The organism is Prevotella sp. P4-119, from assembly GCF_002251345.1.
Lineage (GTDB): Bacteria > Bacteroidota > Bacteroidia > Bacteroidales > Bacteroidaceae > Prevotella.
The window spans coordinates 1-22,834 of sequence record NZ_NPJB01000044.1 but is presented as its reverse complement, the minus strand read 5'-3'; the positions used below and the strand labels follow the sequence as shown (position 1 = coordinate 22,834).

At 47.9% G+C, this 22,834-nt stretch carries 19 protein-coding genes and 2 pseudogenes; 8 read left to right on the top strand and 13 right to left on the bottom strand.

Translation table 11 applies throughout. The features are described from left to right. Window positions 1-123: 123 nt before the first annotated feature. A pseudogene (locus tag CIK89_RS04655) lies at window positions 124-666 on the top strand (HD domain-containing protein); the annotation flags it as partial. Between the two features lie 60 nt (window positions 667-726). Here CIK89_RS04655 and CIK89_RS04650 read toward each other — a convergent pair. The 4 genes from CIK89_RS04650 to uvrB all read right to left on the bottom strand — a co-directional run bounded on the left by CIK89_RS04650 (window position 727) and on the right by uvrB (window position 5,998). Continuing rightward, entirely contained in the window at window positions 727-3,108 is a 2,382-nt protein-coding gene (locus CIK89_RS04650; RefSeq protein ID WP_254046616.1) for a putative porin, read from the bottom strand. Beyond that, window positions 3,105-3,287 (bottom strand): hypothetical protein, encoded by a 183-nt coding sequence (locus CIK89_RS04645; RefSeq protein WP_094390272.1) that lies wholly within the window; start codon window positions 3,285-3,287, stop codon window positions 3,105-3,107. Before CIK89_RS04645 ends, CIK89_RS04650 begins: the two co-directional genes overlap by 4 nt. After that, entirely contained in the window at window positions 3,284-3,901 is a 618-nt protein-coding gene (locus CIK89_RS04640; RefSeq protein WP_094390271.1) for a DUF4468 domain-containing protein, read from the bottom strand. Before CIK89_RS04640 ends, CIK89_RS04645 begins: the two co-directional genes overlap by 4 nt. Window positions 3,902-3,973: 72 nt before the next feature. After that, window positions 3,974-5,998, bottom strand: coding sequence for an excinuclease ABC subunit UvrB (gene uvrB, locus CIK89_RS04635; protein WP_094390270.1), 2,025 nt, complete (start codon window positions 5,996-5,998; stop codon window positions 3,974-3,976). A 130-nt stretch (window positions 5,999-6,128) separates the two neighbouring features. Between uvrB and CIK89_RS04630 the strand changes: the two genes are divergently transcribed. From CIK89_RS04630 to CIK89_RS04620, 3 genes are all read left to right on the top strand, one after another. Next, window positions 6,129-6,956, top strand: a complete 828-nt coding sequence (locus tag CIK89_RS04630) for an outer membrane protein assembly factor BamD (RefSeq protein ID WP_094390269.1) — start codon at window positions 6,129-6,131, stop codon at window positions 6,954-6,956. Window positions 6,957-7,020: 64 nt separating this feature from the next. Continuing rightward, the gene (locus tag CIK89_RS04625) at window positions 7,021-7,362 is read left to right on the top strand and encodes a DNA-directed RNA polymerase subunit omega (RefSeq protein ID WP_094390268.1); all 342 of its coding nucleotides are present in this window, start codon (window positions 7,021-7,023) and stop codon (window positions 7,360-7,362) included. A 7-nt stretch (window positions 7,363-7,369) separates the two neighbouring features. Beyond that, window positions 7,370-7,822 (top strand): DUF4293 domain-containing protein, encoded by a 453-nt coding sequence (locus tag CIK89_RS04620; protein ID WP_094390267.1) that lies wholly within the window; start codon window positions 7,370-7,372, stop codon window positions 7,820-7,822. 287 nt (window positions 7,823-8,109) lie between these two features. Here the strand turns inward: CIK89_RS04620 and CIK89_RS04615 are convergent, their stop codons facing one another. Beyond that, window positions 8,110-10,053, bottom strand: coding sequence for a glycoside hydrolase family 97 protein (locus tag CIK89_RS04615; protein ID WP_094390266.1), 1,944 nt, complete (start codon window positions 10,051-10,053; stop codon window positions 8,110-8,112). A gap of 163 nt (window positions 10,054-10,216) precedes the next feature. On the opposite strand from CIK89_RS04615, the gene CIK89_RS04610 reads away from it, so the two are divergent. Next, window positions 10,217-11,071: a patatin family protein gene (locus CIK89_RS04610; RefSeq protein WP_094390265.1), complete on the top strand. Its 855-nt coding sequence runs from the start codon at window positions 10,217-10,219 to the stop codon at window positions 11,069-11,071. 71 nt (window positions 11,072-11,142) lie between these two features. Here the strand turns inward: CIK89_RS04610 and trmD are convergent, their stop codons facing one another. The 7 genes from trmD to trpS form a co-directional block, all read right to left on the bottom strand. After that, window positions 11,143-11,820 carry a tRNA (guanosine(37)-N1)-methyltransferase TrmD gene (trmD, locus tag CIK89_RS04605; RefSeq protein ID WP_094390264.1) on the bottom strand — a complete coding sequence of 226 codons (678 nt, stop codon included), beginning with the start codon at window positions 11,818-11,820 and terminating at the stop codon, window positions 11,143-11,145. Between the two features lie 97 nt (window positions 11,821-11,917). Next, a complete protein-coding gene (locus tag CIK89_RS04600; RefSeq protein ID WP_094390263.1) occupies window positions 11,918-12,766 on the bottom strand; it encodes a patatin family protein in 849 nt (282 codons plus the stop codon). Window positions 12,767-12,770: 4 nt separating this feature from the next. Continuing rightward, complete coding sequence (locus tag CIK89_RS04595) at window positions 12,771-13,382, bottom strand: hypothetical protein (protein ID WP_094390262.1); 612 nt, start codon at window positions 13,380-13,382, stop codon at window positions 12,771-12,773. 8 nt (window positions 13,383-13,390) lie between these two features. After that, on the bottom strand, window positions 13,391-16,651 hold the full coding sequence (gene carB, locus CIK89_RS04590; RefSeq protein ID WP_094390261.1) for a carbamoyl-phosphate synthase (glutamine-hydrolyzing) large subunit: 3,261 nt from the start codon (window positions 16,649-16,651) through the stop codon (window positions 13,391-13,393). 54 nt (window positions 16,652-16,705) lie between these two features. Further along, window positions 16,706-17,668, bottom strand: coding sequence for an SPFH domain-containing protein (locus tag CIK89_RS04585; protein WP_094390260.1), 963 nt, complete (start codon window positions 17,666-17,668; stop codon window positions 16,706-16,708). Window positions 17,669-17,680: 12 nt separating this feature from the next. Continuing rightward, entirely contained in the window at window positions 17,681-18,145 is a 465-nt protein-coding gene (locus tag CIK89_RS04580; protein WP_094390259.1) for an NfeD family protein, read from the bottom strand. An 84-nt stretch (window positions 18,146-18,229) separates the two neighbouring features. Beyond that, the gene (trpS, locus tag CIK89_RS04575) at window positions 18,230-19,315 is read right to left on the bottom strand and encodes a tryptophan--tRNA ligase (protein ID WP_094390258.1); all 1,086 of its coding nucleotides are present in this window, start codon (window positions 19,313-19,315) and stop codon (window positions 18,230-18,232) included. A 298-nt stretch (window positions 19,316-19,613) separates the two neighbouring features. Here trpS and CIK89_RS04570 point away from each other — a divergent pair, with 298 nt between their 5' ends. The 3 genes from CIK89_RS04570 to CIK89_RS04560 all read left to right on the top strand — a co-directional run bounded on the left by CIK89_RS04570 (window position 19,614) and on the right by CIK89_RS04560 (window position 22,594). Next, window positions 19,614-20,525 carry a M48 family metallopeptidase gene (locus CIK89_RS04570; RefSeq protein WP_094390274.1) on the top strand — a complete coding sequence of 304 codons (912 nt, stop codon included), beginning with the start codon at window positions 19,614-19,616 and terminating at the stop codon, window positions 20,523-20,525. Between the two features lie 32 nt (window positions 20,526-20,557). After that, window positions 20,558-21,943, top strand: coding sequence for an aminopeptidase C (locus CIK89_RS04565; protein WP_094390257.1), 1,386 nt, complete (start codon window positions 20,558-20,560; stop codon window positions 21,941-21,943). Between the two features lie 219 nt (window positions 21,944-22,162). Next, a complete protein-coding gene (locus CIK89_RS04560; RefSeq protein WP_094390256.1) occupies window positions 22,163-22,594 on the top strand; it encodes a lytic transglycosylase domain-containing protein in 432 nt (143 codons plus the stop codon). A gap of 138 nt (window positions 22,595-22,732) precedes the next feature. On the opposite strand, the pseudogene CIK89_RS13820 reads toward CIK89_RS04560, so the two are convergent. Then, window positions 22,733-22,834 (bottom strand): annotated as a pseudogene (locus CIK89_RS13820) (DDE transposase); the annotation flags it as partial.

Here is a 22,834-nt window from a genome sequence, read left to right as displayed (position 1 = left end):
GAGTCATTCAATGCTAAAATTAAGGCGTTTAGAGCTGCTTTAAGGGGAGTAACGGATATAAAGTTCTTTCTTTTCAGACTTACAAAGCTATATGCTTAATCCCCCTGGTTTATCGGGTGAGCCGTCACGAGAGTGGTGAGACGGTCGCTGGCGCTGGCGAAAACTACAGGTGCGGATATCAACATGGCGTATGTCGTGGCGGCATACCACGACCTCGGACTGTCGGGACCTCGCGCCGTGCATCATCTGACGAGTGGCAAGATACTGATGCAGGACGCCCGACTGAAACGATGGTTCTCGCCCGAACAGCTGAAAATCATGAAGGAGGCGGTGGAGGATCACCGCGCCTCTGCCTCACACGCCCCACGGAGCATCTACGGAAAGATTGTGGCAGAAGCAGACCGCGACCTTGCCCCTGAGGTGGTGTTCCGACGGGTGATACAGTTTGGGCTGGACAACTACCCGGACATTGACCGCGAAGGACAATGGAAGCGATTCAAATCGCACCTGGAAAACAAATATGCGGCAACGGGATATATACGACTCTGGATACAAGGGTCGGAAAACGAGCGCAACCTCAAGGCGCTGCGCGAAATACTGGTCAATCCGAAACAGTTGCGCCAATGGTTTGAACAGTGTTATGAACAAATCATTGGCGCTGAGTGACGGTATCTCTGGCAGGTAGGGTGATGCGAGGATTTCCTGTCGGTCAACCCCGATTGAGGTTTAGTTGTAGAAATTCCAGGAAACACCGATACGCAGTACTTTTCCGTTTTGTGGATAGTGGGGCGCAAGGAACATCATCTTGTTGCCCATACCCTTGTTGACATGACTCATCATGACGAAGAAACGGGTGCGCTTCAGGTGCATGTTGGCATAGACGTCAACAAAAGGATAGCCGCCCAGTTCCACACGCGACTCGACATTCTTCTGTACGGCAAACTGGCCGATCTGAGGCAGATAGTCGGGTGCGTAGTATTTGGTGAAGAAGGTGGCATCGGCACCCAGTTCTACGGTCAACTGCTTCACGACCAGGAATTTGAAAAAGAGGTTGGTGAAGATATTGACAGTGGGCACGGGAAGCACGTCCTTGTTGCTCGAATGCTGGTAAGTCACGATGTTCTCCCAATGCAAGGGTCCCAACTTGAAGTTCTGACGCAGTTGGGCTGTCAGGAGGTTGATGTTGCCACCCTCCTGATAGACACCGCCCTGCAGCCCTGTGAAGTTATGTTTTTCGTCGATGGCATACTCCATGCCGAAGTAGGTGTAGTTTTTGATCTCTTCGACAGCCACACGCAACTGGGTGTGGGTCTTGTCGATGGTGAAGATGCCTTCGATGCCGGAACGGATCTCCTTACTCATATCGCCGTTGTCCCACCACAGGTGCTTGGAGTGGTACTGGCGCTGGAAGAAGGTTGGCGTGATGCGGTCGAAATGGGCTTTGGCAGCCAGTCGCACAGTATCGCCAAACAAGGGGAAATTGACGTCGGTATTGAAATTAAGACTCACAGAACCAGCGTTGCTGCCCGTCAGGAAGAACTCACCGTCGAGGTTGTAATGGAGGGTGCGCCCCTGGGTCTTCGACAGCTGTCCGCCCACACTCACCAGACCTTCAGACCAACTGCGCATATAGTAGCCTTCGTCACCCTCCTGCAACAGGTCGGGCATCTGGTATTTACGATGGTCGTAGCTGACGAATGCCTTGACGCCGGCCTTGGCATACTTGTTGAAGCCCTCCATCAGCGCTACGGCAAAGGTATTCTTGACAGAGAGGTATTTCGTCTGGTCGTAGATGGAGTCGTTGCCATAGATGCCACGGTCATTATATTTATAATAGGTGTTGGCATAATAGCCGGCAGGAGAGGCATACGCCTGATTGATGCGACTGAAGCTATTGATGTCGAGGGTGTGGATGAAACTGGTGACGGGTACGTAGATGCGCTTGGTGTTGGCGTCGAGCGAATCCTTCCGGTGTTGCACAGCCAGCAAACTGTCTGCCATCTGCTGGGAGGTGACCTGAATACGGGTGGAGTCTGGATCGGCAGATTTCTCGCCAGTCTTGGGCAGATCGCCTGCGATGCGGGCTCCGTCGGGTCTGCCCGTGGCAACAGGATCGGTGGTGCGCCTGTTGTTGCGGCGCTTGTTGCCGTTAGCATCGTCACCATCCTGATTGTTGCGGAGGTTGTCGCGCTGCTTCCTGTCTTGGGCTGACGCCTTGGCAAACGCCCTGGCTTTCTTTTCCGCTTCGGTCAGCGCCACGCGCTTATAGAAGCCGATATTGTAGCGATGGGAGAGAAACAGGTGGTTGGAATTGTTGCGGTTCCAGTTTTTAGAGAGCACCGTCGGTATCTCGTTCTCACTAAACTGGTCGTCGTAGCTCTCTGGGTGGGTGATATAGTTGTCGTCGGTGATACCGCCGTTCTCAGCCGCCTTGCGATGGTAGGTAGAGAACAGGGCATGCATCTGATATTTGTCGCCGATATACGAGGCAAAGAGCGATGCACCGAAGTGGGAGGTGCTTTGGTTCTGATAGTAACCTCTGGCATAGTGGTAGTCGAGGTCGAAACCGAAGCCCAACCGCTTGTTGGCATTGACAGCAAATTTAGCGTCGATATGGTCTTCACCGTTCTGCTTGTCGCCACAGTTGTCGTAGCTTAGATTGGTGAACGGCGACAGCGTGTTGACAAACTGAAACGCATCGGGCTCCTTCATGGTGAAGTCGTAAGGCTGGGTGAAGAAGAACTCCGAGGTCTTCGGGCGATCCATGATGATACGGCTGATGCGCGGCGTATAGTTGTTGCCGATGGTATTGTACTCGCCAAACACACCCGTGTTGAAGATGGAGTTCTGGTAGAGGTGGGGCAGGGTGTCGGTAACAGCCGGAGTGACATCGCCATAGCGTCTGTCAACCGTCCAGGTATGGACACCCATGGGGATCTCTTTGTCTGCCACGGAATCCCGATGGTTGGGATTGAAGCTGCGGGTGGAGTTATCGTCGGTCACGTTGAAGCCGTCGCCCGTATCGGTGATGCGGGTGGGATTGCTCTGCGCCACGATGTTGAGGGTCATGCTCAGGGTGCATGCCAGCGTGATGATAAACTTGTTCAAAACTGTAGGTCTTTATCTTTATCTTTTTTGAAGAGGCGCAATGCCACTTCTACAAATTTGAAACCCATAGCCACCATGATAACGATGGTTCCGGCATCGTTTCCTTTATAATAAAGATACATGCCGATGATGGCTCCGAAAATGAAGATGGTGTTGAGTATGTTTTTTAGTGTTCTCATTGGAGTAATCCTTCTATTTGTTCAAAAAGGTAATCTTTTCTGTCGATAGTACATTTGCGGAATTTGCCGCTGTGGCGATACAGCTTGGTGTTCTTCTTGTTGACTGCCACACGGTCGGTAATCCAGTCTTCGGCGCTGATGCGGATGGGGGTGCGCTCCTCATCGTAATTATAGCGGATGTTGGACAGGGTGAGGGTGGCTTTGCCGTTGGCACACTGGGCTTTGATGGTGTAGAAGAAACGGGTCTGGTCGAGCACAAGGGCTGTCTTCTGGAAGACGAGCCACTCTTCCAGTTTGACGTCAATCTCATAGGTGGCGGTGTCGGCCTTGATGAGTTGGCTGTTGATCTGCTGGGGTTCGCGGGTCACGCCTTGCAGGTATTTTCCAAGGATGTTGTAAATCTGAAAAGCAGTCTTGCCCGGAGCGTCAAAGGTCTTGGTAAAAGTCACCTTGCCGTTCACTTCGGGAACTGCACCCTTGAGGTATTTCTCCATCGGATTCGTTTCGACAACGGCAACTTTCTCCTCCTTCTTTTCGGGTTCTTCCCAGGTGTTTTGCGCTGTGGCGGTCAGGGTCATTGCCATGACGACACACATCAATATACATTTCTTCATCTGTCTCGTTCTCTTTTATAATGGTGCAAAAGTACGAAATATCGTGCGAATGACCTAAAAAAATGTGATAATTTATTTTAATTCCAGTTCCTTTTGCAATCTGATAATCTCGTCGCGGTATTGCGCTGCCTGAAGGAAATCCAGTTCTTTGGCGGCTGCCTTCATCAGTCGGGTGGTCTCTGCAATGCTCTTTTCCAGTTGTTCTTTCGTCATGTGAAGAATGATGGGGTCGGCGGCAAAGGCAGCGGATGCGACAGGTTCGGCATAGGCTTTGTAGCCCTTCTGTTCCGTACCCTCTGTCTCCTGGCGCAGGTCGCTCTGCTTCAGATTCTTCTTGATCTGTTGCGGGGTGATGCCGTGTTCCTCGTTGTAGTGCATCTGCTTCATGCGGCGGCGCAGCGTCTCGTCGATGGTCAGTTGCATGGATGCCGTGATGCGGTCTGCATACATGATGACTTTGCCGTTGACGTTACGGGCGGCACGGCCTGCCGTCTGGGTGAGTGAGCGGTGTGAACGAAGGAATCCCTCTTTGTCGGCATCGATGATGGCAACGAGCGATACTTCAGGGAGGTCGAGACCCTCACGGAGCAGGTTGACACCTACCAAGACATCGAAGGTGCCGTTGCGCAGGTCTTCGAGTATCTTGATGCGGTCGAGCGTGGCCACTTCGCTATGGATATAGGCGGTTTGAATGCCGTGGTTGAGCAAGAAGGTGCTGAGCTCCTCTGCCATGCGCTTGGTGAGCGTTGTCACCAATACGCGTTCCTTGCGTTGGATGCGCTGCTGGATCTCTTCCATCAGGTCGTCAATCTGATTTTCGGTGGGTCTTACCTCAATCTCTGGGTCAAGCAGTCCGGTGGGTCTGATCAGCTGTTCGACGACGACACCCTCCGCCTGTTGGAGTTCATAGTCGGCTGGTGTGGCAGATACATAGATGACCTGATGGGTCATGGCTTGAAACTCATCGAAGGTCAGCGGACGGTTGTCGAAGGCGGCAGGAAGACGGAAACCAAATTCCACCAGATTGCGCTTTCGGGCGCGGTCGCCACCATACATGGCACTGATCTGCGGCACACTGACATGGCTTTCGTCAATCACCATCAGGTAGTCTTCGGGGAAGAAATCAAGCAGACAGTAGGGACGCTCGCCAGCTTGTCTTCCGTCAAAATATCTCGAGTAGTTCTCGATACCCGAGCAATGGCCCAGCTCCTTGATCATCTCCATGTCGTATTCCACACGCTCTTTGATGCGCTGCGCCTTGATATCGTCGCCCAATTCCTCAAAATAGGCTATCTGCTTCATGAGGTCGTCCTGAATATGACGGACGGCGATGGAGGTCTGCTCTTCAGTAGTCATAAAGAGGTTGGCTGGGTAGAGCTTGTATTCGTCAAAGGAAGACAGCCGATCCATGGTCATGGCGTCCAGTTCCTCGATGGCATCAATCTCATCGTCCCAGAAGGTGATGCGCAGAATGACTTCGTTGTATGCCATGGCAATATCTACCGTGTCGCCTTTGACCCTGAAACAACCGCGTTTCAGTTCTATATCGTTGCGCACATAAAGTGCAGAGACGAGTCGGCGAAGGAGTGCATTGCGGTCTAATATCTGACCTTTGTGAACCTCTATCACGTTTTCCTGCATGGCAACAGGACTTCCCATACCATAGATGCAACTGACAGAAGAGACGATGACCACATCCTTTCGGCCAGAGAGTAATGCGCTGACAGCCCTCAGACGCAGTCGGTCGATCTCTTCGTTGATGGCGAGGTCTTTCTCGATATACGTATCAGTAGATGGCAGATAGGCTTCCGGCTGATAGTAGTCGTAATAGCTCACGTAGTATTCTACGGCATTGTGTGGGAAGAAACCCCGCATCTCTTCGTAGAGCTGGGCTGCTAATGTCTTGTTGTGTGACAGGATGAGGGTGGGCTTGTTGACATTGGCAATGACATTTGCCACGGTAAAGGTCTTTCCTGATCCTGTTACACCCAACAATACCTGAGCGGCATCGCCACGGGTGATACCGTCGGTCAACTGGCGGATAGCCTCTGGCTGGTCACCCGTCGGTCGGTAGTTGGAGGTCAGTTCAAACTTCATAGAAATGCAAAATTACATATTTTCCTCGTAAAAAAAGTTATTGCAGCGCACTAATTGCTAAAAATCGTTTGAAAACCTTTGCTTTTCGGTAGAAAATGAGTAATTTTGCACGTCAAATCAAAGTATGAGAATGAACAAGAAGTCAATCATTATCTTCTGTATGGCTGCTCTGATGTGCAGTTGTGCCGCAGAGTTTAACAATGTCTATAAGTCACCAGACAATGATTATAAGTATGAATTTGCCAAGCAATGCTTTGCAGAAGGCAAGTTTCAACAGGCCATTTCGTTGCTGCAGGATGTGGTAACTTTCAGAAAAGGTACTGATACCGCAGAAGAGAGCCTCTATCTTTTGGCACTGTCACAATATTGCAACCACGACTTTGAAGCTGCCAGCGCTACCTTTAAGAAATATTATGCCACCTATCCAAAAGGTGTATTTGCAGAGCAGGCTGCCTTCAATGTGGGACAGTCGCTCTACGAAAGCACTCCTGAACCACGACTCGACCAGACGCCTACAGTAGGCGCTATCAATGCCTATCAGCAGTTCTTGGATGTCTTCCCTGATTCTAAATTGAGGGCAGAGGCACAGCAGCGCCTGTTCGACCTGCAGGACAATCTCGTGAAGAAAGAGTATCTCTCGGCTGAACTGTATTACAACCTCGGGGGATATTTCGGAAATATCAATGCCAATACAGAGAGTAACTATGAAGCATGTATCATTACCGCGCAGAATGCGTTGAAAACATACCCCTATACCAAGTTGCGCGAAGAGTTTGCGGTACTTATCATGCGTAGCAAGTTTGACCTCGCAGAAAATTCCTCTGAAGAGAAAAAACTGGAGCGCTATCGCGATGCAGAGGATGAATGTTATGGATTCCTCAATGAGTATCCCGATTCCAAAGAAGCATCTCGTGCCAACAAGTATATTGCCAAGTGCAAGAAGATCACTGGCGATTGATGTTCCATCAGCAATAAACAGTAAGATAGTATTAACAGCGTAAAATAGTTTAAGATAAATATCAATGGATTACAAGAAATCAAAAGCACCGGTTAACACCGTTACCCGTAACATCATGGATCTCTGTGACGAGACAGGAAACCTTTATGAGAGTGTTGCTATCATCGCGAAGCGTGCCAACCAGATTAGCGTTCAGATCAAAGAAGACCTGTCGAAGAAACTGGCTGAGTTTGCCTCATATAACGACTCACTCGAGGAAGTGTTTGAAAACCGTGAGCAGATTGAAATCTCACGCTACTACGAGAAACTTCCGAAACCTACACTGCTCGCTACACAGGAGTTTGTAGATGGCGAAATCTACTGGCGTGATCCTGCTCGCGAACAGAATAGCGAAGAACTGAACTAATACAGTCATGATACAGCGTAAGCAGACCATCTTTCTCTTCTTGGCTGCCGTGATGAGCGTCTTGGCATTGTGTTTCCCATTGGCTACTGTAAGTGCCGATGGATTTACTCTGCACCGTGTCTATAGCTTGTGGATGACAACTCCGAGTGGAGCGCTCAGCTACTTGCCGTGGCCATTGTTTATGGTCATGCTGTTGGCAGCATCACTGAGTGTCTATACCATCTTCCGCTATACGCAGCGCACTCTGCAGGCGAGCTTCTGCCTGATTAACATCATGCTCCATGTGATATGGTATGTGGCACTGGCTGTGCTCAGCAAGTTCCTGGCTCCTAATGCAGCAGATTTCCATGTTAATATTGCTGCTGTGTTCCCTGCTATTGCCATTATACTTTGTTTTATGGCGCGTCAGGGTATTCTCTCCGATGAACGTAAGGTTAGGGCAGCTGATCGCATCCGCTGATTCCCACCTTATTAATATATAACACGATGGATGGCTTTTCTTATGAAGGTCATCCATCGTGTTTTTTGTCTAAAAGGGTGATAAAGAGTGTCAAGGCGGGACAAATGTGACAGTTATGCTATTTCGAGTAGTGTCATGATTGTTGCATGTTGCCTTTTTTATTTGATGACAAAGGCAAGGCAAGACAGTAGTGATTGTTGAAGCACTTTTACTTTGGACTACAAAAAGAAGAGTTCGGTGGAAGCAATGATTCCATCGAACTCTTATCTCTTGATGATAGCTATATGTCAGCGGATGATGGCGGTCCATCCTCCACCCGGAGCCATATAGATGGGCAGACGGCTCTTGCCATCTACTTCAATGCGTTGATGCTGGTAGTCGGTTGCTTCGCGATCAGCATTGATGCCATCGGCAAAGATGTCGGCTGTGGCGCGGTGATCGCCAAGGAACGAACAGTCTATAGTCAGATGGCGTGCTGTCCAGTTGGTCATGGCTGCTACATACCAGGTGTTTCCTTTGCGACGGGCAACTACAGCATATTCGCCCATCTCACCGGCCAGGGCGACTGTCTCGTCGAAGACGGTAGGAACGGCAGCAATGAAATCGGTACATTCTTGATTCTGCATGTATTTTGAAGGACTGTCAGCCAACATCTGGAGTGGAGCGTCAAACAGGGTGTACATAGCCATTTGATGAACACGGGTGCCTTGACTCATGGGATGGTCGTTGTTGCCGAAGAACTGTGATCGAACGGCATTGACCATAGCGCCTGGAGTATAGTCAAACGGACCAGGCAACGCACGGAGGTAGGGGATGGTGACGTCGTACATGGGTTGGTCGTGGAGTGGACCGTCACCGACACGTGGTTCCCATTTCGAGTTCTCCAGACCTTTCACTCCTTCGAAATTGACGATATTGGGATATGCTATCTGTACGCCGAAAGGACGCATGCCGTGAAGGTCGAGCAAAAGGTGATGGCGTGCTGCACATGCGGCTACTTCATAGACAGACTGGATGACACGTTGGTCGTCACGGTCGAAGAAGTCAACCTTGAAGCCTTTCACACCCATATCACCATAGTGTTTCATAATCTCTTCCATCTTTTCATGACCTCTTTGAATGAGGTTGCGCCATGACGACCAGAGAATGACACCGACACCCTGTTGACGGGCATAGTCGATGATGCCTGCCATATCCATCTTGTCAGAGAAGTGGAGTAGGTCTTCGGGATCACTCCATCCTTCATCAATGATGATGTATTCGAGTTTGTTCTTGCGGGCAAAGTCGATGAAGTATTTATAAGTTTCCGTATTGATGCCGGCACGGAAATCGACACCTGTCAGGTTGGTGTTGTTCCACCAGTCCCATGCTACCTTCCCGGGTTTAATCCATGAGGTGTCTGTCAGCCGGCATACAGGACCAAGGCGGCGTGCAATGTCGTTGCCCAATAGTTCACGGTCTGAGTCGCTGATCACAACGATGCGCCATGGCAGGCGACTTACGTTTTCGGCAATATGTTCTGCACGTTGTGTGGGTACAAGATTCAGACGATTGTAACCGCCTATCTCCTCTTCTAATGGCAGGGGAGGAAATGCTGCCTGAAGGCTATTGCCTTTCCCCTTTTTGAGATACATGCCGGGATAGTTTTCTACGTCTGCCTCCATCACAACGGCTTTGCGCTTTTCTGGGAGACAGATGGCTGTGGGAGTGATAGCAAGTGAGTCTGCAAACATCTGAGAGAGACGCTGACGGTCGTAGTATGACTCAAACGAGTAGCACCAGCGCTCTCCTGCACGATTGTCGTTGACGTAAGGGATGAATGCTTCATAGTCTGCAGCGAAACGAAATTCTGCGGTCTCGTTGACTACCTTTGCCAAGGGTTTGGTGGGGACGATGCGATAGGCTGCTGCATCATTGAACACACGAAACTCGACAATCAGACCATTGCATACCATTTGCAGTAGGCCATAGTTGCCGGAAGACTTCCTCACGTTTGACGAACGAGTCTTCTTTACCTTGACGTTCTGTCCGAAATCCATGATGTCGGTTTTCAGTCCGATTGCGGATGGTTGCAGTATGACGGTATTATCCTTTCGGATATCCCATTGTAGTTGGTTGTCGGTGCACACATTGACGGTAATCAGTCCGTTGGGCGAACTGACGGAATAAGTCTTGGCGCTGACGGTCATTGTTGCCAGTGTTAGGCAGAGAGAAACGAGAATCTTTTTCATATCTTATAGAAATTGGTTTTCAGTATGCGCAAAGTTACGAAAAATAATCGATAGATATGCCATTTTTCAATGTTTTTATAGTTGTGATTTGTCTGTTAACTCAAAAAATACTACTTTTGCAGCCGAAATAAGATTGTATGAACAACGATAACGGGAGAGAAATATGAAAATAACCGCTAAAACAGGATTGGTATTGGAAGGTGGAGGAATGCGTGGCGTATTCACTTCGGGTGTTCTTGATGCCTTTATGAAACATGAGATATGGTTTCCATATGTTGTGGCAGTATCGGCGGGTGCCTGTAATGGATTGTCGTATATGAGCCATCAAGCACGAAGGGCACGTTACTCCAATATTGATATGTTGAAGAAATATGATTATATTTCGCTTAAGAAACTCATCAAAGATGGTACGATATTCGATGCAAACATTCTTTATGATCGTTTTCCAAATGAGATTGTGCCTTACGATTATGATACCTATGAACATAATCCAGCTGTGTTTGAAGCCGTCACCACAAATTGTTTGACGGGAAGGGCGGAATATCTCTCCGAGCGTTACGACCATCAGCGTCTTACACAGATTGTCAAGGCGAGTTCTTCTTTGCCTTTTGTGGCACAGATTACTAAGGTTGATGGAATACCGATGCTTGACGGAGGTATTGTAGATAGTATTCCGGTTGTGCGTTCCATGGATACTGGACATACTGAACATGTGGTGATATTGACGAGAAACCGTGGCTATCGCTCGTCGGAACCTGATTTGAAGGTGCCGCGTTTTGTGTATTCTCGTTATCCCAGACTGCGTGTGGCATTGAGTCGTCGTGTTGCGGAATACAATCGCCAGTTGGAACTTATCGAACGTATGGAGGATTGGGGAGAGATCATGGTCATACGTCCAGAACGACCCATGGAGGTGGGAAGAGTAACACGTGATGTGGAAAAACTGGAACGGCTCTATGAGGAGGGCTTTATGCTTGGTGAACGCTTTGTCAATCAGGAACAATTGACTGGAGTATAACAATTCCATCTGACTTTGCATCTTGTTGATTGCAAAATCAGATGGAAATTATTTTGTAGGGGCTGTTTGGATTATTCGCCCAATAGGTCGGGGCGGAGACGGCGTGTGCGTTCTAAGGCCTGTTCCAATTCCCATTCTTTGATTTTGGCCTCGTTACCGCTAAGCAGAATCTCTGGTACTTTCCAACCTTTATAGTCGGCAGGGCGAGTATAGATTGGGGCTGCCAATAGATCATCCTGAAAACAGTCAGACAGAGCACTCTGTTCGTCACCAATCACGCCAGGCACTACACGTACAACAGCATCGGCAATGATGGCAGCTGCCAGTTCGCCTCCTGTCAGCACGTAATCGCCTACAGATATTTCCCTTGTGATGAGATGGTCGCGAACGCGCTGGTCAATACCTTTATAGTGACCGCAGAGGATGATAAGGTTGCCTTTCAATGATAGGTCGTTGGCAATATGTTGATTGAACTGCTCACCATCGGGTGAGGTAAATATCACCTCGTCGTAATCACGCTCAGCCTTCAGGGCAGTAATACATCGGTCAATAGGCTCACACTGCATGACCATTCCGGCAGAACCGCCATACGGATAGTCATCCACACGACGCCATTTGTCGAGCGTGTAGTCACGCAGGTTGTGCAGGCGGATTTCCGCCAGCCCTTTCTTTTCGGCACGTGCAAGAATGCTTTCGTGAACAAAGCCCTCAATCATTTCGGGTAATACACTGATAATGTCGATTCTCATATTCTACTGTTTCCTTCTAATTGATATTCTTTTATTCTGATTGCGCTATACACTAATTGTAATCGTCTGTATAGTGCGTATTGATGCAGAGGGGTATTTAACGGTAATATTCCTTGATGGCATCCAACTGCTTGTAACCTACTTCGCGTCCCAGTTCATAAACCAGTTGCATGCGTTTGGGGTCATGGCAGAGATGGCCAATGGGAATCTTGCCTTCCGGACGAATGACAAGGCATCGACCTTCCTTTTCTGCTTGTGTCACATAGTCCAATTGACTGTTATACATCAGATGGCGCTGATCCATGGCTTCTATCATATTGGGATAATGACGGAGTGCCAAACGCATGAGAGGCATCAGAGCGTTATGAGACTTGCGATAGCCTGCTGGTTGGGTTAGGATGACGATGTTACGTTTATAACCCTGACTCTCGTAATAGGCCAAAGGAATGGAGTCGCTGACACCACCGTCGAGCAGTTGGTGATTGCCGATAGAAACAACTCTTGAAACCATAGGCATGGAGGCAGAGGCACGTATCCACTCCAATGTTTCATAATCAATATGGTCTAATTGATGATAGACTGCTTTTCCTGTTGTTACATCTGTGCAGACCACAGTAAACTCAATGGGATTGTTGGCGAATGTCTCTGAATCGAAGATGTCGTAGTCGTGGGGAACGATATGGTAGGCAAATTCGGCATTGAAATAGTCGCCAGAGCGGAAGAGTGAATGCCAACCGCTGTAGCGCCTGTCTTTGGCGAATCGTTTGTTATAACGGATGGCGCGTCCTGGTTGCTGTGACTTATAGTTGCAACCGAATGCTGCGCCTGCAGATACGCCGATGATACCGTCGGGCTTAATGCCTGCTTCCATCATCACATCGATGACGCCAGCAGTCCATAGTCCGCGCATTGCACCGCCTTCAAGTACCAATCCTTTTTTCTCCATTGTCTTATCTGTTGTCGATAATTCCGTAATTGCTGTATTGGTGACGGGGGAATACAAATGCTTGATCGCTGATACCACCCGTTTTGAAATTGGTTATTTTTATTGTAGTGTGGAAAAAGCCTACCTTCACACGGATGCTGATGGGATTTCGTGTGTGGTGGTCGAGCAGTACATCAGCCTCTTTGATGCCCTTAACGCCCTTTTTTGCCTTTAGTGTGATGACATAACCACGCTTGTCGTTAGCAATATGGTAGTTGTAGTTGTCGGGTTTGAATGTGAATTTTGAGGCATATTTATCGCGTGATTCATCGTCAGAACGATAGATGGTAACGGTTCTCTTCTTCCGATCTACACGGGTGTAGGTGATTTGGTCGTTCCATGCTGTGTAGCGGTCTTCTACAAATTTACTGCTTTTCCCTTTGGTCCAGATAGTTCCTTGGGCTTTGTAGATGCCTATGATATTGACACTATAGCTTAAACGTGAACCTTGAGGACCATAAACCTTTTGATAGGCCTCGTTGAACATACGCCGCGCTTGACGTGAATTAGGAGACTCCTGTGCATGAAGCCCTATTGTGAACAACATGCACAGGAGTATGAGATAATATCTAATCATATTTGTTATTAAGCATTGTATTCCTGCCAACTCTTGATCTTGATGTCTTCAAGTCGGAGGGCAGTGAAGGCTTCAATGAAGGCTTTTGCCAGACGCACATTGGTCATCAAGGGGATGTTGTGGTCGATGGCGCCGCGACGAATGCGATAACCATTGGTCAATTCGCGCTTGGTGTGGTTCTTGGGAACGTTGACAATCAAGTCGAATTTGTGGTCAGCAATCATCTGCATGATATTGTTGTCGCCTTCCTCATCGGGCCAGTTGACGGCAGTGGCTTTCACACCATTCTCATTGAAGAACTTGGCTGTGCCTGGTGTGGCATATACCTCGTAACCCTTCTTGACGAGTTGCTTGGCTGGTTCGAGCAATGAAACCTTACCCTTTGCGGCTCCTGAAGAGATGAGAACGCTCTTCTTGGGAAGACGGTAGCCAGTGGCGATGAGTGCGTTGAGCAAAGCCTCGTTGAGGTCATCGCCCAGACAGCCTACCTCACCGGTAGAGCTCATATCAACACCGAGTACGGGATCGGCATTCTGCAGACGGGCAAATGAGAACTGTGATGCCTTGACACCGATGTGGTCGATGTCGAACTCGCTCTTGGCTGGACGAGAATAGGGAGCATCAAGCATAATCTTGGTTGATGTCTCGATGAAGTTGCGCTTCAGAATCTTCGATACGAAGGGGAATGAGCGTGATGCACGCAGGTTACATTCGATAACCTTCACCTCACGGTTTTTGGCAAGGAACTGGATGTTGAATGGTCCGCTGATGTTGAGTTCCTGTGCAATCTTGCGGGAAATCTTCTTAATCTGGCGGATAGTTGAGAAATAGATATGCTGTGCGGGGAATACCATGGTTGCGTCACCAGAGTGGACACCGGCATATTCCACATGCTCAGAGATGGCATATTCAATAACCTCACCCTTGTCGGCAACAGCATCAAACTCAATCTCTTTGGTTTCCTGCATGAACTGGCTTACCACTACGGGGAACTCCTTGGATACTTCGGTTGCCATATTCAAGAAACGATGCAATTCTTCATCGTCGTAACATACGTTCATGGCTGCACCTGAGAGTACATAGGATGGACGTACCAGTACGGGATAACCAACTTCATCTACAAACTCCTTGACATCGTCGAACGAAGTCAGAGCGCGCCAACGTGGCTGGTCAATTCCTAATTTATCGAGCATGGCAGAGAACTTGTCACGGTTCTCTGCACGGTCAATATCAACTGGAGAGGTGCCCAATACAGGAACACCCTGACGGTAGAGCTTCATTGCCAAGTTGTTTGGAATCTGTCCACCTACAGAGACGATGACACCGCGTGGCATTTCAAGATCGATGACGTCAAGAACACGCTCTAACGACAGTTCGTCGAAATAGAGGCGGTCACACATGTCGTAGTCGGTCGATACGGTTTCGGGGTTGTAGTTGATCATGATCGACTTGTAGCCGAGTTTGCGTGCAGTGTTGATTGCATTAACCGAACACCAGTCGAACTCGACGCTTGAACCGATGCGATAGGCGCCAGAACCGAGAACGATTACAGATTTCTCGTTCTTATAATAGCTGATGTCGTGTGCGGTCTTGTATGCTTTGCCGTCGGGGGTAGCAAATGCTGGTGTGTGTGTATAGGTGAAATACAAGTAGTTGGTCAGTTCTGGATGTTCAGATGCTACAGTAGGGATGCGTTTTACCGAAGGCATGATACCCATCTGTTTGCGGATCTCACGTACTTTGAGGTTTTCCTTCTCCATATTGCCACTCTGTGGCTTGAGTACGAAACGTGCAATCTGAAAGTCTGAGAATCCTGCCTGTTTCACTTCAAGCATAAGGGCGGCGGGTACGTCCTCTACGGCATTGTATTCCATCAACTGATGTTTCAGGTCAACAATATGCTTCAATCGTTCAAGGAACCATACGTCAATCTTGGTCAATTCCTCGATACGCTTGATAGTATATCCTTCTTCCATGGCCTGTGCGATGGCAAAGATACGGAGGTCTGTTGGGTTTGCCAATGCATCGTCGAGGTCATCGAAGCGTGTGTGGTCATTGCCTACAAATCCGTGCATACCCTGTCCAATCATGCGGAGTCCCTTTTGGATCATCTCTTCAAATGAACGTCCGATGCTCATAATCTCACCGACCGACTTCATGGATGAACCGAGGTGGCGTGATACGCCAGCAAATTTTGTAAGGTCCCAGCGTGGAATCTTACAAATCATATAGTCGAGGCTTGGAGCCACGTATGCTGATGATGTTGTTCCCATCTCGCCAATCTGATCGAGCGTGTAGCCCAAAGCAATCTTGGCAGCTACGAAGGCTAGGGGATAGCCCGTTGCTTTTGAAGCAAGTGCAGATGAACGGCTCAGACGTGCATTGATTTCAATGATGCGGTAGTCGTTAGTTTCTGCATTGAAGGCAAACTGGATGTTACACTCACCTACGATATTCAAGTGGCGTACACATTTAGTAGTGATATCCTGCAACATCTTCACCTGTTGCTCGGTCAATGAGCAGGTAGGAGCCACTACGATAGATTCACCAGTATGGATGCCCAGAGGGTCGAAGTTTTCCATTGAAGCTACGGTGAAACAGTGGTCGTTGGCATCGCGGATGCACTCGAACTCAATTTCCTTCCATCCTTTCAAACTCTCTTCTACGAGAATCTGTGGTGCGAAGGTGAATGCGCTTTCTGCCAGAGATATGAATGTTTTCTCGTCAGGGCAGATACCACTGCCCAGTCCGCCTAATGCGTAGGCAGAACGTACCATTACGGGGAATCCGATATTATGGGCTGCCTTGAGCGCATCGTCCATGTTTTCTACAGCGTGGCTCACGGGTACCTTCATGTCAATCTCTGCCAGTTTCTTGACGAAGAGGTCGCGGTCTTCGGTGTTCATAATGGCTTCTACGCTTGTGCCGAGCACTTCTACACCATATTCTTTAAGAACACCAGACAGATAGAGTTCGGTACCGCAGTTGAGGGCTGTCTGACCGCCGAATGCCAACAGGATGCCATCAGGACGTTCTTTCTTGATGATTTCTGTTACGAAATACGTATTGACGGGTTGAAAATACACTTTGTCGGCAACGCCTTCCGAGGTTTGGATAGTGGCAATGTTTGGATTTACCAGTACCGATGATATACCTTCTTCGCGCAGGGCTTTGAGTGCCTGTGAGCCTGAGTAGTCGAACTCTCCGGCTTGTCCGATTTTCAGGGCACCCGAACCGAGCACGAGTACCTTTTTGAGTTGTTTCTTCATATCTCTTTTATAGGGTTGTTTGTTTTTGATCTATATATTATATTAAGGTGTTGGTTATTCTGTGGTCTTAAACAAGTCCTTTATACCTCCTATGCTTCCCAGGAGATTTGTGGCTTCGTATGGCAGATAGACAGTCTTGGTCTTGTCGCCATTTGCCAGCTCTTGCATCATTTGGATATATTTCTGTGCCAACAGATAGTTGGCAGGGTTAGTGCTCTTTCCTACGGCTTCGGTGATAAGTTCGATGGCCTTTGCTTCTGCTTCTGCTTTGCGGATGCGTGCCTGTGCTTCACCTTCTGCATGGAGAATGGCTTGCTGCTTCTGTGCTTCGGCACGGTTCACCATAGCGGTTTTCTCACCTTCTGATGCAAGAATCTCCGCAGCTTTTTCACCCTCTGAAGTCAGAATCTGTGCACGTTTGTTTCGTTCTGCCTGCATCTGTTTCTCCATGGCATTGAGCACACTTGTTGGTGGTGTGATGTCTTGGAGTTCTACGCGATTGACTTTTACACCCCATTTGTCGGTGGCATCGTCGAGTACGGCGCGAAGCTTGGTATTGATTGTGTCGCGTGAGGTGAGTGTCTCGTCCAGTTCCAGTTCACCAATGATATTACGGAGTGTGGTCTGTGTGAGTTTCTCGATAGCGTTGGGCAGGTTTGATATTTCATAGACAGCCTTGAAGGGATCAACAATCTGGAAGTAGAGTAGCGCGTTGATCTCCATCTGGATGTTATCTTTCGTAATTACGTTCTGTGATGGGAAATCATAAACCTGTTCACGGAGGTCAATATTGTCAGAGTAGGCATAGCGTCCACGTGTCAGCACGACGATGGCTTTGGCACGGTCAATGAATGGTATGATAACGTTGATGCCTGGTTTGAGTGTCGCATAGTAACGACCGAGACGTTCGATGATTTTTGTTTCCGACTGTGGAATGATAACCAGCGCCATCTTGGCGAAGACTACTACGCAGATGATGATGGCGATGAGCACATAGGTGAAAAAAGATGCTTCCATAATGTCTTGGTTTTATTCGTTTATACTTGTTGTTGATTCCACTTGGATGATGGTGCTTTTCCGATCCGTAACCTTTACGGTAGATCCTGCTGTGATGTCGGTGGCGCTATTGCTGACAGCTTTCCATACATCACCGTCAATGGCAACTCTTCCGTAGCCTCCCGTCTTGATGGTTTCTGTGACACGTCCTATTCGTCCGATAAGTGCATCGGCATTGCTAGGACGGTTGGGCTCGTTCTTGTGCAGATAGCGTAATGCTATCGGGCGCACAAAGAAGATGCTGGCCAACGCTACTGCTGCAAAGATTGCCAATTGCCAATAGATGTTCAATCCTATTGCAGCTCCGATAGCCGACGCCACAGCTCCTATGGAGAAACAGATGATAAAGAAATCACCAGACGATAATTCGAGTATGAGACAAATAACGGCCGCGATGGCCCATACCTGCCATACGTTGTTCATGATGTAATCTGCCATAACCCAATCGTTTTTTATGTTGCTGTATTATAATCTCTTTGGTGTCTGTTTTGTGTCGGCTATAGTCTCGGCCTATCAGAGTCCTTAACCCTTGAAACGTTCTGACTGCTGACGGATGAGTTCGGTATCGTCGAAGTAGTTGATCTGCATGGCAGAACGTACCTCACACATGGTCTGAGCTGCTGTCTCGCGCGCCTTTTCAGTACCCTTTTTCAGAATATTGTAGATCTCAGGAATATCCTGCTCGAATTCATGACGACGTTGGCGGATGGGCTCCATAAATTTATTGAGCACATTGTTGAGGAACTTTTTGGTTGTTCCGTCGCCGATACCACCTTTCACATATTGTGCCTTGAGTTCTTCAAGAGTCTTAAATTCTGGCCAGAACTCAGCAAAGTCTTCATCGCTACTGAAAGCTTCGAGGTAGGTGAAAACAGCATTTCCTTCAAGATGTCCCGGTTCGTCCAAGCTCATACGTGGCTCTCCGTTAGACATCTTCTTCACCTTCTTCCATACATCAGCAGCAGAGTCGCTGAGGTAGATGCAGTTTCCAAGTGATTTCGACATTTTCTCTTTACCATCGGTGCCGGGCAGACGACGGGCTGTTGCGTTTTCGGGCAACATGATTTCTGGTTCTACCAGTACCGGTGCATAAGTCTGGTTGAAGCGACGCACCAATTCGCGAGTCACTTCCAACATGGGTTCCTGGTCTTCTCCGGCAGGAACGGTAGTAGCTTTGAAGAGCGTGATATCTGCTGCTTGGCTGACAGGATAGCAGAAGAATCCGAGGGGAATGTTTGCCTCGAAGTTGCGCATCTTGATTTCTGTCTTTACAGTTGGGTTGCGCTGTACGCGACTTACGCTGATGAGATTCATCAGGTAGGTGGTCAATTCTGCCAGTTCTGGTATTTGACTTTGGATAAACAAGGTGCATTTCTCAGGGTCGAGTCCTGCTGAAAGGTAGTCGAGGGCCACCTCGATGATATTTTGTCTGATTTTCTCTGGATTGTCAGCATTGTCTGTCAGTGCCTGAACATCTGCCATGAATACGAACATCTTGTCGTAGCCTCCGGCATTTTGCAGTTCAACACGTCTGCGCAGCGAGCCAATGTAATGGCCTAAGTGCAGTTTTCCTGTAGGACGGTCGCCCGTCAGAATAATCTTTCCCATAATAGTTTTCTGAATTTCAGCACAAAGGTACAGCTTTTTTCTGAATCATGCAACAAATACGGTCTCATTCCCTATTTTATTTTATAGGTATGCGTATTTATGCGTTTTTGATACGCTGTAATATTTCCCCGTAGGGATCGTGCTGTTTTAGTAGTATAATAATGGTTTTTGAAGTGCTTTTTATGTAAATATTATGATGTTTTTCCTTTGTAAATAGCTAAAGTACAAAAAAAGTAGTATCTTTGCATTTGATATCAATTTAATGTCTATAAGAAAGAAGATACTAAGGATACAAAAAATGAATAAAGCTAAATTGATTATTTTGATAGTTGCCGTAGCCGTACTGGCCAGTTGTGGAACCACCACGACGGTACCTATCACAGGACGAAAACAACACATGATGGTGAGCGACGAAAAAGTGCTCAGCCTCAGTAATCAACAGTATGCGGAATACATGAAAACCGCCAAACCTTCCACGAATGTGGCAAATACCAACATGGTGAAGCGAGTGGGGCAGAACCTTGCAAATGCCGTTGTGGCTTATCTCAACGCCAACGGCCTTTCCAGTGAGGTTGCCAACTACAAGTGGGAGTTCAATCTCGTACAAGACAAGCAGGTTAATGCTTTCTGTATGCCCGGTGGTAAGATTGTGGTCTATGAAGGACTGTTGCCTGTCACTCAAGACGAGACTTCGCTTGCGATAGTTCTCGGACATGAAATAGCCCATGCGGTGGCCAAGCACTCTGCCGAGCAGATGAGTACGCTCATCAGACAACAATATGGCGCACAAGCCCTCAGCGTTTTGATGCAAGGTGCAGGTGCCAGTAGCGGACTGCAGAATATAGCCGGAACGGTTTTCGGACTTGGAGCCAAGGGAGCAAGTGCGAAATATTCGCGCAACCACGAGAGTGAGGCCGACCATCTCGGTATTATCTTTGCAGCCATGGCAGGCTATGATCCACAGAAAGCTGTGGATTTTTGGAAACGCATGTCGCAAGCTACTGGTGGAGGCTCGAAATCATGGCTCAGCACTCACCCTACCGATGCCACACGTATAGCACAGATACAGGCCTGGATGCCTGAGGCTATGAAGTATTATAAGCCCCAAACTGTTGTTTCCACAAACAAGAAAAATACTGTGCAAACCAAAAAGAAGAATACTACTACGCAAAAAAAGAAATCAATAACCAAAAAAGCAAGACGCAAATGAAAATAACTACTCGACACTTCGTCAAATCAGCAATGGCAACAACCGCAGCCATGTTACTCGTCATCAATGCCGAGGCGCAAAATGCCGGTGGTATCTCTCCGCAGATGATGCAGCAATTTGAAAAGCAACATCAGGCAAATCCTGCCAGTCGTGCGCTGCAAAATGCAGTAGCTGTCAATTCTATCGACGGCTTGGCTGTCAACAAAGCCAATGCAGGAGCCTTCGATACCTATTTTAGTGTGGAGACACCCAGTCAGTCTATCACCAATCAAAAGTCAAGTGGAAGATGTTGGATGTTTAGCGGATTCAATGTGCTGCGTGGCAATTTTGCCAAACGCACAGACTCGTTGACCGTTTCGCTCTCGCAAAACTATCTGTTCTTCTACGACCAGCTTGAAAAGGCAAACTTGATGCTTCAAGGCGTGATAGATCATGCGAAGAAACCATTTGAAGACCAGCGCGTGCAGTTCTTCTTCCAAAGTCCTATCAATGACGGAGGAACATTCTGTGGTGTGGCAGACTTGGTAGAAAAGTACGGCCTTGTGCCCAGTAGTGTTCAACCTGAAAGCTTCTCGGCAGAAAATACGGCAAAGATGGCCTCTATCGTCAAGTCCAAACTGCGTGAACATGGTTTGAAACTGCGCCAGATGGTAGCAGATGGCAAGAAAACAGCCGATGTGCAGAAAGCTAAGGTAACCGCCCTTTCTGAAATCTACAATATCCTTGCCCTTACACTTGGTGAACCCGTCAAGGAGTTTGACTATGCTTTCAAAGGCAAGGACGGACGAGCAAAGACTCCTGTTAAACACTATACTCCAAAGACATTCGCAGAGGAAGTGGTTGGTGGACCTATCAATGGCACTTTTATCATGGTGATGAACGATCCGCGTCGTCCTTATTATAAGACCTATGAGGTGGAATACGACCGCCATACCTATGATGGGCACAACTGGAAGTACCTCAACTTGCCTATGGATGAGATAGAACAGCTCGCTGTAGCATCGCTCAAAGACGGTCGTAAGCTCTATTCCAGCTATGATGTAGGCAAGCAACTTGACCGCAAACGTGGCTATGCCGATACAGAGAATTTCGACTATGCCTCTCTCTTCGGTACTTCATTCACCATGGACAAAGCCCAGCGCATTTCCACATTCGACAGTGGCTCTACCCATGCCATGACACTTACTGCCGTGGATCTTGATGCCAACGGAAAGGCCACAAAGTGGAAAGTTGAAAACTCCTGGGGAGGTGATTGGGGACAGAAAGGATGCCTCATTATGACCGACAGATGGTTCCGCGAATACATGTTCCGACTCGTAGTCAATAAGAAATATGTGAGCGAGAAACTCCTGAAAGACTATAATCAGAAACCCATCATGGTGATGCCAGAAGATCCACTCTTTCAGCAGGATAATTGATGATTTGTTAACATGCATAATTGGGGGCGAAAGCCCCCTTTTTTTATGCATTTCCATCTGTGAATAGCAGTTGATTTATGTTAATTAATTGATAATCAACGTCTCATTTCGGAGTAAAGTTTGGTAGTTCCAAAAAATAGTCGTACCTTTGTGCCCGTTAACAATAGTGTGACGGTTGAATGTCTCGTGGTGAGACGGTCATGCTTAACAGGATTATTTATGACAAAGATTGCTAGAAATGTATTGATTACATTGGCCATCATGATGGCCTGTTCCATCAATGCTTCGGCAGGAACGAAGAACAATGAACGCTCGTTTGACTGGACTCCTGTTATCAGCGCGATTATTCAGGTAGAAAGTCAAGGTAATCCTAAAGCCGTAAGTGGTAAGTCGTGCGGCATCATGCAGATTACACCTATCTGCGTTAAGGAATGCAATCGCATCCTGCAGATGAGGCAGAGCAAAAAGCGCTACACAATGAACGACCGATTCAATGCAAAGAAATCGAAAGAGATGTTTCTTCTCATACAGTCGTTCTACAACAAGGCAAACAACGTGGAGTATGCCATTCGTGCATGGAATGGAGGTCACAACTACTCGAAGCGAGCCACTCAAAACTATTATGAGAAAGTGTTGCGCCAGATGAATTAGACTATTATTTAAAGTCACTCTACAGAATCCGATTGACAGATTTCTCCTCGTAAAGGAAACTGCCAGTCGGATTTTTCCGTTTTCTCTCTTTGGAATACGAAGGTCCCATGTACCGGCTCACCCGATAAACCAGGGGGATTAAGCATATAGCTTTGTAAGTCTGAAAAGAAAGAACTTTATATCCGTTACTCCCCTTAAAGCAGCTCTAAACGCCTTAATTTTAGCATTGAATGACTCTGC

Bases quoted from the DNA above. Each gene is read 5' to 3' on its own strand.
- CIK89_RS04645 (WP_094390272.1), bottom strand. From the start codon at position 3,287: ATGAGAACACTAAAAAACATACTCAACACCATCTTCATTTTCGGAGCC.
- CIK89_RS04640 (WP_094390271.1), bottom strand. From the start codon at position 3,901: ATGAAGAAATGTATATTGATGTGTGTCGTCATGGCAATGACCCTGACC.
- uvrB (WP_094390270.1), bottom strand. From the start codon at position 5,998: ATGAAGTTTGAACTGACCTCCAACTACCGACCGACGGGTGACCAGCCA.
- CIK89_RS04630 (WP_094390269.1), top strand. From the start codon at position 6,129: ATGAACAAGAAGTCAATCATTATCTTCTGTATGGCTGCTCTGATGTGC.
- CIK89_RS04625 (WP_094390268.1), top strand. From the start codon at position 7,021: ATGGATTACAAGAAATCAAAAGCACCGGTTAACACCGTTACCCGTAAC.
- CIK89_RS04620 (WP_094390267.1), top strand. From the start codon at position 7,370: ATGATACAGCGTAAGCAGACCATCTTTCTCTTCTTGGCTGCCGTGATG.
- CIK89_RS04615 (WP_094390266.1), bottom strand. From the start codon at position 10,053: ATGAAAAAGATTCTCGTTTCTCTCTGCCTAACACTGGCAACAATGACC.
- CIK89_RS04610 (WP_094390265.1), top strand. From the start codon at position 10,217: ATGAAAATAACCGCTAAAACAGGATTGGTATTGGAAGGTGGAGGAATG.
- trmD (WP_094390264.1), bottom strand. From the start codon at position 11,820: ATGAGAATCGACATTATCAGTGTATTACCCGAAATGATTGAGGGCTTT.
- CIK89_RS04600 (WP_094390263.1), bottom strand. From the start codon at position 12,766: ATGGAGAAAAAAGGATTGGTACTTGAAGGCGGTGCAATGCGCGGACTA.
- CIK89_RS04595 (WP_094390262.1), bottom strand. From the start codon at position 13,382: ATGATTAGATATTATCTCATACTCCTGTGCATGTTGTTCACAATAGGG.
- carB (WP_094390261.1), bottom strand. From the start codon at position 16,651: ATGAAGAAACAACTCAAAAAGGTACTCGTGCTCGGTTCGGGTGCCCTG.
- CIK89_RS04585 (WP_094390260.1), bottom strand. From the start codon at position 17,668: ATGGAAGCATCTTTTTTCACCTATGTGCTCATCGCCATCATCATCTGC.
- CIK89_RS04580 (WP_094390259.1), bottom strand. From the start codon at position 18,145: ATGGCAGATTACATCATGAACAACGTATGGCAGGTATGGGCCATCGCG.
- trpS (WP_094390258.1), bottom strand. From the start codon at position 19,315: ATGGGAAAGATTATTCTGACGGGCGACCGTCCTACAGGAAAACTGCAC.
- CIK89_RS04570 (WP_094390274.1), top strand. From the start codon at position 19,614: ATGAATAAAGCTAAATTGATTATTTTGATAGTTGCCGTAGCCGTACTG.
- CIK89_RS04565 (WP_094390257.1), top strand. From the start codon at position 20,558: ATGGCAACAACCGCAGCCATGTTACTCGTCATCAATGCCGAGGCGCAA.
- CIK89_RS04560 (WP_094390256.1), top strand. From the start codon at position 22,163: ATGACAAAGATTGCTAGAAATGTATTGATTACATTGGCCATCATGATG.